The sequence below is a fragment of the Marinobacter sp. MBR-105 genome (assembly GCF_053628895.1).
The window spans coordinates 1-11,814 of record NZ_JBRJHG010000030.1; the positions used below are offsets into that span (position 1 = coordinate 1).

The 11,814-nt window shown below is 53.8% G+C and carries 6 protein-coding genes; all 6 read left to right on the forward strand.

Translation table 11 applies throughout. The annotated features are described in order from the left end of the window. The coding region (locus tag ACSSVV_RS20415; RefSeq protein WP_454106928.1) for a hypothetical protein at positions 1–4,467 on the forward strand (4,467 nt) is incomplete at its 5' end. 87 nt (positions 4,468–4,554) lie between these two features. Further along, positions 4,555–6,297: a type I secretion system permease/ATPase gene (locus ACSSVV_RS20420; protein WP_396621484.1), complete on the forward strand. Its 1,743-nt coding sequence runs from the start codon at positions 4,555–4,557 to the stop codon at positions 6,295–6,297. Further along, positions 6,297–7,628: an HlyD family type I secretion periplasmic adaptor subunit gene (locus ACSSVV_RS20425; RefSeq protein WP_454106929.1), complete on the forward strand. Its 1,332-nt coding sequence runs from the start codon at positions 6,297–6,299 to the stop codon at positions 7,626–7,628. Before ACSSVV_RS20420 ends, ACSSVV_RS20425 begins: the two co-directional genes overlap by 1 nt. An 11-nt stretch (positions 7,629–7,639) precedes the next feature. Next, positions 7,640–9,901: a glycosyltransferase family 2 protein gene (locus ACSSVV_RS20430; RefSeq protein WP_454106930.1), complete on the forward strand. Its 2,262-nt coding sequence runs from the start codon at positions 7,640–7,642 to the stop codon at positions 9,899–9,901. A gap of 135 nt (positions 9,902–10,036) precedes the next feature. Beyond that, positions 10,037–10,720, forward strand: a complete 684-nt coding sequence (locus ACSSVV_RS20435; protein ID WP_454106931.1) for a tetratricopeptide repeat protein — start codon at positions 10,037–10,039, stop codon at positions 10,718–10,720. Beyond that, positions 10,708–11,814, forward strand: a 1,107-nt coding sequence (locus ACSSVV_RS20440) for a carboxypeptidase regulatory-like domain-containing protein (protein WP_454106932.1), incomplete at its 3' end; no start/stop codon positions are given. The genes ACSSVV_RS20435 and ACSSVV_RS20440, both read left to right, overlap by 13 nt.

Genomic DNA, 11,814 nt, shown 5'->3' on the forward strand with positions numbered 1-11,814 from the left:
GGCCAGGTGAGCCTGCGCTGGTTCAGTGCCACGGGCAACATGGTCGACCTGACGCCGAACGCATCCTTGAGCTCCTATATTGAGCGCGAAGCCGAAATCGGAATCGACCTCAACGGCGACGGCGTACTCAGCGCCCCAGACGTCATCAACACCATCGAATCCGAAGGCTCGGCTACCCTGATAACCGTGAACGGTGAGTACCAGGTGGAAATGCCGGCCGGTTCCGTCGCCCTGACGGATGGCGCAGGCCAGCCCCTCGCTGAAAACTCGGATTACACCCTGGTTCATGCAGAGCCCAAAGATGGCGGCTTTGTGGCTGTGAAACAGTTGGCCAATGGCAACATCGCTCTGATGTACTTCACCGCGGCCGGTGTGCTCAGCAGTCAGACGGCAGAGGGCTCGGTAGCCAGTTTTGTTGAACAAGAAGCGGCGATTGGCATTGATCTTAATGGCGACGGCATTCTCTCGGAGCCGGAGCCCGCTGATGGCGTTGTGAAACAGATTGATACCGCATCATTGCAGTGGAACAGCGCGGGCTACAGCATCACCATCGAGGGTGTCACGGTTCCTGTTACTGATGGCGCTGGTACCCAGGTTGAGCCCAGCGTTTCCTTCGAGATGGTCAATCTGGTGCGCCAGCAATGGGGCCCGGATGATATTGAGTACCTGGCCATTGGCCGTGACCTGGATTCCGGTGATTACCAGGTGTTTATTTACGACCAGTTTGCCGCCCAGATTGAAATTGTAGGCCCCATGCCAGAGAGCGTGCTGCAGGGCTATGAAATCATGGATGGTGTCGATTTCACTGGCGACGGCGTAATTGGCCGGGGCGAGGCCGCGCAGAGCGGGGTCACCTCAGAGCTGTCTGGGCACTGGGGCAACGAAGGCGCTATCTACGGATCTGACAATGCAGACGACATCGTTATTCCGGATATTCTGCCTGCAGGCACCAATAGCGAAGATTCCTGGGTCGACGTTTTCGGCGGTGCCGGCGACGATATTATCGTAGGTGGCAACGGTGAGAACTACTTCATTGGGGGGGAAGGTAACGACACCCTGATGGGGCAGGAAGATTCCGATAACGATCAAGAAGCCATTTATGACGCCCGCGGTAATGGCGCTACCCAGGCGCCGGACATTCGCTTTGAGCCGAATGGTGATGTGGTCATTTTTGATGACACCGGGGATCTCTATCGATTGAACCTCACCAACAGTGACTTTAACTGGGTGAAGGATCTTTCCCTCGCCGATGGCCGCGATGAAGGGCGAGACACGCTGGTCAACGTGGATGTTGTTTTTGTTCTGAACGACCACGGTGAGTTTGGTATCACGTACGATCAGGAAGCCGGTGAGTACTACTACAAGTCGCCCTACCAAACCTTTGTAGAGGTTGAAGAGGATTACTGGGGCAGGGAAGGCGAAATTGAAGGCACCGTTGGCGATGACACCATTGATGTAGAGACCGTTCCCGAGTTTGCCGATTTCGGCTTTGAGGACTGGATTGATATCAGCGGTGGTAATGGCAACGATACGCTCTATGGCCATGCCGGAGACAGCGGTTTTGAGGGTGGCCGGGGAGACGACTTTATTGATGGCCGTGATGGCTTCGATAAGGCCGAATACAGCCTGTTCGACTTTAACGACTACAGCGCGTTCCTGGGCTACCGGGATAACGGCGATGGCACCCTGACGGTCACCAAGAACGGCACAGATGTTCTGACGGTTGAATTGAATGCCGATGGCACCGGTACCGTAACGGATCTGCGCCCGGGTTCAGAGAGCTTGGGCACTGATACGCTCGTGGGAATCGAGGAAATCGAAATTGAGGGAACGGTGGATTATCTGTTAATCCAGCGTGACAGCAACGGCTATCGAGTGTCAGGTACCAATACACCGGAATATAACCCCGAGTGGGGCCAGATTCGCGGTACCGTTGGTGATGATGTGCTCGAGGCCTCTGAAGAAAATGGTTTCATGCCGGGTGATTACGTCGATATGTGGGGCGGTGGCGGTAACGACACACTCATTGGCGGCTCCGGCACCACTTTCTTTGAGGGCAGCGCCGGCAACGACATCATGGACGGTAGTCTTGGTGAGTGGAGCTACGCCTCATATCATGCTCCGGATTTGTCCGCTTATGATCAGTTCTGGGATAGCCCGGAGGGCATCTACGCATTCGATTACCGTTTTGAGGAAGATGGCTCAATAACGGTCTTCGTAAATGACCAAGATCTTTATAACCTGAGCTTGACGGGTATCAATGGTCAACCGGGCTATATCGAAGATCTTTGGGATGAGGACGGTGACTTTGGTCGGGACACCTTGATCAATGTCGATACGGTGAACCTGGGTAACCCCAGTGGTATGGACTCACTGAGTATCAACTACAACGACGAGTGGGGTTATGACGTTTGGGGCTTCATCAGAAATTATGTCTATGCGGAGCGAGATGACGAGTTCAACGGCGAGGTTATTGGCACGCAAAACGACGATGTAATCAACGTCGCGGATTTTGCCGATGAGATCACCGTTAGTGCAGACAGCTCAATCGATATTATTGCGGGTGACGGTAACGACACTATAACCGGGCACGGCGGCACTAACTGGATTGAAGGTGGGGCCGGTGACGATATTATCGACGGGGTGGGTGGCTACAATACGGCCAATTACTACACAGATGGCTGGGATTACTGGGATCAAACCGGCCTGAGTTATTCCTTCACTACCTTTGCCACTCGTGACAATGGTGACGGAACGCTCACGGTTTTCGTTGACGATGTTGATCTGTACCACGTGTCGCTGGATGCCAATGGCAATGGGTTCGTTAATGATCTTCTTGCTGCAGATGGAGACGAGGGCAATGACACTCTCGCAAACATCAACGAAATCAATATCTCCACACCAGTGGGCTCCCTATACATTAGCTCTGATGGTGCCGGTAGTTATCAGGTTTACGGCGAGATCAAAGATGAGGCGTATGCTGAGAGCTGGAACACGGGTGACGGCAGTGGCGTCATCTATGGCAGTACCCAGGATGATGTAATCGCCGCTTCAGATTTTGCGGAGCTGGATGCATCGAATGACATGAACACCATTGAGTTTTATGCCAGTGAAGGCAATGACACGATGGTAGGGCATGCCGGGTTTAATACCTTCTACACCGGTTATTTCGATGGCGACGACATCATGGACGGTGGCGACGGTCACGATACCGTTACCTACATAAATTACGATGAATCAGCCTATTCTCAGTTCACTGGCGATGGCCGATGGCAAGCCGGTGTGCGTGAGAATGCTGCTGGTGATTACACGATTTATGTCGAAAACACGGATATGTTCAGTGTCACTTTCGATGAGAATTACACCGCAACCGTTACCGATCTTTGGTTTGGAGACGGCGATTCCGGCATCGATACGCTGATCAACATAGAAAGCATTTTCTTTGATGGTCCGGTGGGCTTCGCGCATTTCGAGGTCGATCCCCTGTCCGGCGTTTCGGTAATGCAAGATGATTATCAGCCGGATGTGATTGATAACGGTGATGGTACGGCAAGCATTATCGGTACAGACCGCAATGATACGATTCTTCTGCAGGATTATGCCGAGCTGGATTTGAGCCCTGCGAGCAGCATCTATGTTGAAGGTGGTTGGGGAGATGACATCATTGTTGGCCACGATGGATCTAATATTCTTGTTGGTGGATCCGACAATGATTTGATGGATGGTGCCGGCGGTGATGATCTTGCATTGTTCAAATTTGAACAATGGGATGGCGGCCAGGCTGCTCCCGAGCTTTCCATTGCGGTTGAAGGTACGGTTGTTACCATTAGCAGCCTGAACTTCGGGGATATCTACCGGGTGGACCTTGCCTCAGAGATTGGCTTGGATACGGTAGGTGGTACTCCGTCGGATGCCTCTTCTGCGCTTACAGTCGGTAACGGCGTAAGGTCGGCATTTGAAACGGCTGATGATGTGGATACCTTTGCTGTCAGCGTGGAAGCTGGCCAGACCTACATCATTCGTGGGCTTGAGGATTACTCTCAGGGAGAAGGCGCGCAGCCACGGGTATCGGGTATTACCAATGAGTTTGGTGATTTCTCGGGTGAGTGGTATACCGAATGGGATGAGGTGGGCCAACACGTCGTCTTTACTCCGTATCAATCCGGAACTGCCTACATTGCAGTAGAGAGTGACTATGGCAATGCAGGTAATTACTCTCTTGAAGTCTTGCCGTCTGGTACTGATGCCGCAGGTGAGTTGGTGGATGTGCCATCAGACTACCGAGCTGGTGTCGCCGTTGAAGACTTGGCCATGTTTGAGAAGGACTTCGTTGCTAACACCGAGCACTTCGAGTTCACGGTTGATAACTATTCTGGCGAAACGTCGGTGGTGGATATCGACCAGACTGACACTGGCTACGACATCCTGATCAATGGTGTTAAGTCCGATGAAGTCGCACTCGTGTAACACCCCTTAACAACCTTCGGGTTGCATTAACAGCGACCCCGGTTATCATGCCGGGGTCGCTTTTTTCTGTTTCTCTTTCGGGCTTTTATGCAAGACAACAACCAGGTAAACCTGTTCCGGGAAGTGTTTGCGTTGTGCAAGCGCTCGTTCTGGTTTGTGGTGGTGTTCAGTTTTTGCATTAACTTGCTGATGATTGTGCCTGCCATTTACATGTTGCAGGTGTACGACAGGGTTATTACCAGTGGCAGTTACAACACCTTGTTGGTGCTGACACTGATAATGGTCTTTCTTCTTGTGTCTATGGGTGGCCTTGAGTGGGTGCGCTCCCGGGTGTTGATTCACCTGGGCGAGCGCATAGACGGGCTGCTGGCTTCCCGGCTGTTCAACGCCGGTTTTGTGAACAAACTGCGGGGGGCGCCCAATAGCGGTGCCCAGGGCCTGCAGGATTTGTTCGGCCTGAAGAACTTTGTAACGGGCAATGGCCTGTTTGCCTTTCTGGATTTCCCCTGGTTGCCGGTGTACCTGGCGATTATGTTCATGTTCCACCCGCTTTACGGTTGGGTGGGCGTAGCTGCGGCTCTGATTTTGCTGGCGCTGGCGTTCACCAATGAATATTTCACCAATCCCATGCTGCAGGAAGCCAGCAAAAAATCCGTGGCAGTAAACCAGCTGTTAACGCGCAATTTTCAGAATGCTGAGGCGGTGCACGCTATGGGTATGCAAGCCAATGTGCGCGGCAAATGGCAACCCATGCATGACGAGGTTCAAGCCCTTCAGGCTCAGGCCAGTAAGCGGTCTGCTGGCTTTACCAGTACATCCCGCAATATCCGTATGTTGGTGCAGTCTTTGATTCTGGGTCTCGGTGGATATTTGGTTTTAGAGCAGGAGATTTCCCCGGGTGTGATGATTGCTGGCTCTATTTTGTTGGGCCGGGCACTGGCACCTATCGATCAGTTGATTGGCGCCTGGCGTGGGTTCAGTGCGGCACGTTCACAGTATCAGCGAATAACCGCATTGCTTAATGAGGTACCGGAAACACCCCCTCGCATGCAGTTGCCGGAGCCGGTTGGCAAGCTGTCTTTTGAGCACGTGTTTGTGGTGCCACCAGGGGCTGAGGAACCGGTTTTGAAAGGTTTGTCCTTTAGCGTAAATCCCGGTGAGGTGGTAGCGGTGATTGGGCCCAGCGCTTCTGGTAAGTCCAGTCTTGCCAGGGCGGCTTTAGGTACATGGCCGGCTGCCAAAGGCGTGGTTCGGCTGGATGGTGCGGATATTAATCATTGGGATCGCGAGCAGTTAGGGCCGTTTGTAGGCTACGTACCTCAGGATGTGGAGCTGTTTGATGGCTCAGTAAAAGACAATATTGCCAGGTTTGGGGACGTGGACGCTGAAGCGGTGGTTGAGGCGGCGAGGCTGGCTGGTGTTCATGAGCTTATTCTGCGTTTACCTCAAGGCTACGACACGGTGATTGGTCAGAGTGGCGGAGTGCTCTCTGGGGGGCAGCGCCAGCGTATCGCCCTGGCCCGGGCGATTTATCGTTTTCCGAAACTGGTGGTTCTGGATGAACCCAACTCGAACCTGGACGATGCCGGTGAGAAAGACCTGGCTCGCGCGGTAGCTGATCTTAAACGGCGGGGTACGGCGGTGCTGGTGATTACTCACCGGATGTCGCTGGTGAATGGTGTAGACAAGATTATGGTTTTGGTTGAGGGCCAGGTTCGTGATTTTGATGAACGAGCCAAGGTTCTGTCGGCCATGAATCAAGCGGCACGGCCGGCGCCGGTTCCGGTGCGTAAGGTGTCCCGGCCGCCGTCCTCGGGAGCGCCGTCGTGATGGCAGGCCCGTCTTTGAGTAATGCTTTGCCCGGTGCTGTGGGCAATGTGGGGGATTCTGGCGATCGCAAGGTGTTATTGGCGGGTTCGCTGATTGTGGCGCTGGTGTTTCTGGTGTTTGGTGTGTGGTCTGCCTTTGCGCCTCTGGAAAGCGCGGCCCTGGCCCAGGGTATTGTGAAAGTTGAGGGCAACCGCAAGCAGGTTCAGCACTACGAAGGCGGTATTGTTGAAACTATTCTGGTGCAGGAAGGCCAGGCGGTTAACCAGGGCGATTTGCTGATGCGCCTGGACGATACCCAGGCCCGCGCAGAGCGGCAGATTCTGACTGGCCAGCTGTTAGCGGCTAAGGCGGAGGAAGCCCGCTTTCTGGCAGAGTTAACCGGTGCAGATCTGCCGGATTTTCCAGAGGTGCTGGCCACGGATGAGCGAGGTGTAGAGGCCCGTGAGGCGTCGTTGGAGCATTTTCTGGCACGGCGAGAGGCCCGGTTGGGAGAGGTTGAGGTATTAGAGCAACAGATAGAGCAGCTGAAGCTGCAAGCCGGCGGGCTGCAGGAAATGATTGATGCCAAGAACCGCATGGTTACGTCCTACAACGAAGAAATTGCCCAGTACGACGCACTGTTCTCGAAGGGCTTGTCCAACAACTTGCGCATTCGGGAATTGCAGCGCCAACGGGATGAGTATCAGGGCGAGATTGCCGAGCACAAATCGGAGATTGCCAGTACCAATGTGCGGGTAACCGAGGCCGGGCTGAAGATTATTCAGATTGAGCGCAATGCCAGAACCGAGGCGGCCAATGAGTTGTCCCGTATCAAATCCGAGATCTATGACCTGGAAGAGCGTTTGTATGTGGTGGAGGACCGGATTCGCAAGGCGGATATCCGGGCGCCTGTAGACGGTATGGTGATGGGACTGGCGGTGCATACCATTGGCGGAGTGATTCGCCCCGGAGATGTGCTCATGGAGGTGGTGCCCCAGGGGGCGGAGCTTGTGGTTGAAGCTCGGATTGCACCATCAGACATCGATTCGGTTGCAGTAGGCATGTTGGCCGATCTGCGCTTTCCGGGTTTCAATACGGCGAATATTCCGATTGTGCAGGGTAAGCTTGTGGAGCTCTCGGCCGACAGTTTTGTCAATGAAGAGGATGGCACGTCGTATTATATTGGCAAGCTGGTTGCAGACCCCGATTCGTTGGAACAACAACTGGGCGATTTTCAGCTGGTGCCCGGTATGCCGGTTGAGGTTGTGATTAAAACTGGCTCCCGCACGTTGTTCCAATATTTGTTGAAGCCTGCCATCAATATGTTCGACACATCGCTTCTTGAGCACTGATTAAGGCCCTGATGACCCGTTTCCTTCCTTTTTTTGTCCGGCGTTGGTTGCATCGGCTGCTGGAGTTTACCCCACTGGTTCGTAAGCCGGCTGATTGTCTTGAGGTGAGGCAGCAGCTAGAGCCTTCAGCTAATGGCGACTACGATTGGTGCTCTGCAGGGGCGGATCCGCAGTTCGGCTGGCGCTACGATTTACCGGCTCCGGGCTGGTATATGCTTGAGGTGGTGCTTCGTCACGATCAACCTCTGGCAGGCTTAAGGGTTTACTTCAATACTGGCGACGGCTTTAGCGATGCAGGTAGTTTTTATCTTCCTTTAAAAGCGGGGCGGCTTACCAAGCGTTTATGCAGGGTGCCGAACAGGGTTAAGTCTATTCGCATAGACCCTATGGAAAGTGCCGGGCAATTTACTTTCGAACATCTTCGCTTTGCTCGTGTTACCACCAGAATGGCCCTGGATCGCCTGGCCAGGCGTTTGGTGAATATGCATTACCATTGGCAAGAAACCCGATTTGAAGATGTCTTGCCAGGCATTCGTAAAGAGGCATCGGAGGCTGGCACGGATTGGCTGGCATTGGCCGCCAAGTATTACGAGGAAACGTTTGCCCGCATGTCGATGGCTTGGAGCTATCCGGAATGGCTGGCTAGAAATCCGGCTTTGACTGCCACTGATATTGGGCAACGGCCGGCCCCGGTAGGGTATCGTTTTGAGGTGCTGTTGGCGGTTGATTCCCTGGATCGATCAATGGTTAGTCGGTCAGTCGCAGCGGTTGAACATCAGGTGTGGGGGGACTGGTGCTTGAAGATGGTGGTTTCTGCTGCGCTGTCGGAATCGGAATGTGCATGGTTTGAGGGGATTGTGGCGGCGGATGATCGTCTTTCCCTGGAGCTATGTTCCAGGCCACTTACCGAGCAGGTTGAGCAGGAGGTTTGGCGCAGCGAAGCAGATTGGCTGGTAGTGATGGAGCCGGGAGACGCCTTATCACCTGATGCCTTTTGGTGGGTCGCAACTCAGGCGGGAAAACAGCCAGAACTGCCGTTGCTCTATTGTGATGAGGATTGTCTGGATGAGAATGGCGGCCGCTTTGGGCCGAGTTTTCGGCCAGACTGGAACCCGGATTTGTTGTTATCCCGAAACTATACAGGCAAGGCGTTGTGGCTGAAGCCAGAGGCGATTCGTAGAGGCGTTCACCGTTTCGGCGCCGGCTTGCACGGGTGGCGTTATGGTGTGATGTTGCAGCTTGGTATTGGTGCAGGGCTGTCGGTGCATCATGTTCCCCGTGTGCTGTTTCATGGTCGCCGGGCTGACACCCACGAGCTTGAAGCCGCGGAAGCTGACAGCACGCTGGCCCATGAACAGTGGTCCCGGGCCGAGGCTGGCAGGCAGGGTGTTGAGGTCATCAAAGTACTGGGTGGGGTTCGGCAGAAGTATCCTGTTCCGTCGAAGCCGCCTTTGGTGAGTCTGTTGATCCCGACGCGTAACGGAGTCGAGATTCTTGAACCTTGTGTCGATGCCATTCTTCAGCGCTCTACTTATCCGAACTTCGAGGTGCTGATTCTTGATAATCAGTCCGATTGTGCACGCACTCTGGAGTACATGGGCAATGTGACTGAGCGGGATTCTCGGGTGAGGGTGTTGCGCTGGGATTTTCCCTTCAATTATTCAGCAATCAACAATTTTGGTGTGACAGAAGCTCGGGGGGAAGTTATCGGGCTGATTAACAACGATATTGAGCCTATCAATGGTGATTGGCTGGATGAAATGGTAGGCCATGTTCTGCGCCCGGAGGTAGGCTGCGTTGGGGCCAAGCTGTATTACCCTAACGAAACCATCCAGCACGGCGGCGTGATTCTTGGTATTGGCGGGGTGGCAGGGCACTCTCATAAGTACCTGCAACGTGACGCGGAAGGGTATGAGTATCGCCTGAAACTGGTGCAGAATCTTTCTGCGGTAACGGGCGCCTGTTTGTTGGTTCGGAAATCGGTGTTTGAAGAGGTGGGCGGCCTCGAGGAAGCAAATCTTGCTGTGGCCTTCAACGATGTGGATTTCTGTTTAAAAGTCCGAGAAGCCGGTTACCGAAACGTGTGGACACCGTTTGCAGAAGCCTACCACCACGAATCCGTCAGTCGAGGCGCCGATGACACTCCGGAGAAGCGCGACCGTGCCAATCGTGAGGCCGCCTATATGAAACAACGCTGGGGTCAGGTCTTGATGCACGATCCGGCCTATAACCCGAACCTCACACTGATCCACGAAGATTTCTCGCTCCGCTGATTTTGGGGTATGACCCCAATGTTGTTTTTTTGTAAGTTGTTTTGGTAATACTGTTTTAATCACTTGTGCCGCTTTGGGCGATACACTACCTTCCTACCTATCGCATCCATTTGTTTCGGGATTGTTGGCTTCAGGATGAAGAAACCGCTTGTTGTTCTTGTCATCATTTTTATCGCCGCTCTTGCTTCTGTTCTTTGGCTTTTCCCCGGCCAGGAATCTTCGTCGAATATTGAAAACGTAAAAGAGCCTCCAGCTAGGGAGTCTCTATCGTCACTATGTGTAGGTGTTTTGGCGGTGGAGAGGAATGCCTGGGATGCTGCCTACCGGGAGTTTTCTGAGCTGGCCGTGGTTGGAGAGCCTGTCGCCCAGTATTACCTTGGAACGATGTTCGCCCGTGGTTATGGGGTGGTTAAGGACAGTTCTACAGGCATGCGTTGGCTGATGAAAGCAGCTGAGCAGAATTATCCGCGGGCAATGTTTGAGCTGGGCCTACTCGCCTACCAAGGGCAGGTGAGTGGCAGAAATTATTCCGAAGCTTTCCATTGGTTTGAGCGTGCAGCGAAGTTGAACCACCCGGAGGCACAGCTGTTTTTGGGCTCTATGCATTTGAATGGCCGGGGTACAGAGGTAGATCTAGCAGTTGGCCACGCCTGGCTTTCCGTTGCTCTTGAAAATGGGTTTATTCCGGCGGCAGAGATTCTCGCAAATCGCGCCGAGCCGCCAAAGACTGCGGCACAACTCAAAGTACAACTTCAGGATTCGATTGCCGACACCGTTCGGCAAACCGACATACCCAGGGGGCCCCAATGCGCTCAGTAAAAACGTTTTATTCCTCTTTCATTGTTTGGTTGGGCCTGCTGGTTTTTGCCTCTGCGGCTCAGGCGGGTAGCCTCAATGGCACGGTTTATGGAGGTGGCACGCCCCTGGCCGGCGCAGAAGTGTCGCTGTACCTGGTGATGGCGGGCGATGGAGGCACTGTCGAGCAGTCTGCACCGGACGATGGTGCAACTGAACCGGAGGCAACGGGCCCTGCGGCCACGGCGGTTACGGACAGCAACGGACAGTATGCCCTGGAGGCTCTGGAGCCGGGTTTATACAACCTGGTGGTTGCGCCTTCTGTGGAGTCTGGATTTGGTAACACGCTGATTTCTAATGTGGATGTGGGTGATGGTGCTTCTCAGCGTAATGTGGTGCTGGTTGAGAGCGCTTCGGTTTTGAGTGGTACGGTTTTAGATGGGGAAGGTCGTCCTATCAGTGGAATTGAGCTGACGATCAATGAACAGTCTAGTGGTACAGCAGTGGGCAAGGTGGTCTCGGATGATGCCGGGTATTATGAACTTCCGCTGGCGCCCGGGGTATATGAAATTGAGGCAAGGCACAGTTATAGCGTTAGCTCTAATCAACCGCGCCCCGATCGTTTCTGGGTATTACCTGTAGTTGCCAACCTGGCGATAGACGGGGCAACCACCCAGGATATTCAGCTGCCATTTGTAACCATTACCGGCCAGACGACGGATCAGAATGGGGTTCCGGTAAGCGGTGTGTTGGTGAAGGCCGATGATTATTGGTCAGACAGCTCGGCGTTGGGGCAATATCAGTTCCGTCAGGTAATGACGAGTGTTGAGTCGGATGCTAATGGCTTCTACAGCATCGTAGTTCTTGCGGGTCTGGATAGCCTTTCTTTTGTTCCTCCGGAGGGCAGTGGTCTAGCTCAAATGGTTGAGACGGGGTTAGGTCTCAATCAGAGTGTAAGCCGTGACTTTGCACTGCCTGCTCAACAGTTACTGAGTGGCACGATTTTAGATGGGGAAGGTCGTCCTATCAGTGGAATTGAGCTGACGATCAATGAACAGTCTAGTGGTACAGCAGTGGGCAAGGTGGTCTCGGATGATGCCGGGTATTATGAACTTCCG

Excerpts from the sequence above, each read along its gene's own strand:
- ACSSVV_RS20420 (WP_396621484.1), top strand. The coding sequence starts at position 4,555 with ATGCAAGACAACAACCAGGTAAACCTGTTCCGGGAAGTGTTTGCGTTG.
- ACSSVV_RS20425 (WP_454106929.1), top strand. The coding sequence starts at position 6,297 with ATGGCAGGCCCGTCTTTGAGTAATGCTTTGCCCGGTGCTGTGGGCAAT.
- ACSSVV_RS20430 (WP_454106930.1), top strand. The coding sequence starts at position 7,640 with ATGACCCGTTTCCTTCCTTTTTTTGTCCGGCGTTGGTTGCATCGGCTG.
- ACSSVV_RS20435 (WP_454106931.1), top strand. The coding sequence starts at position 10,037 with ATGAAGAAACCGCTTGTTGTTCTTGTCATCATTTTTATCGCCGCTCTT.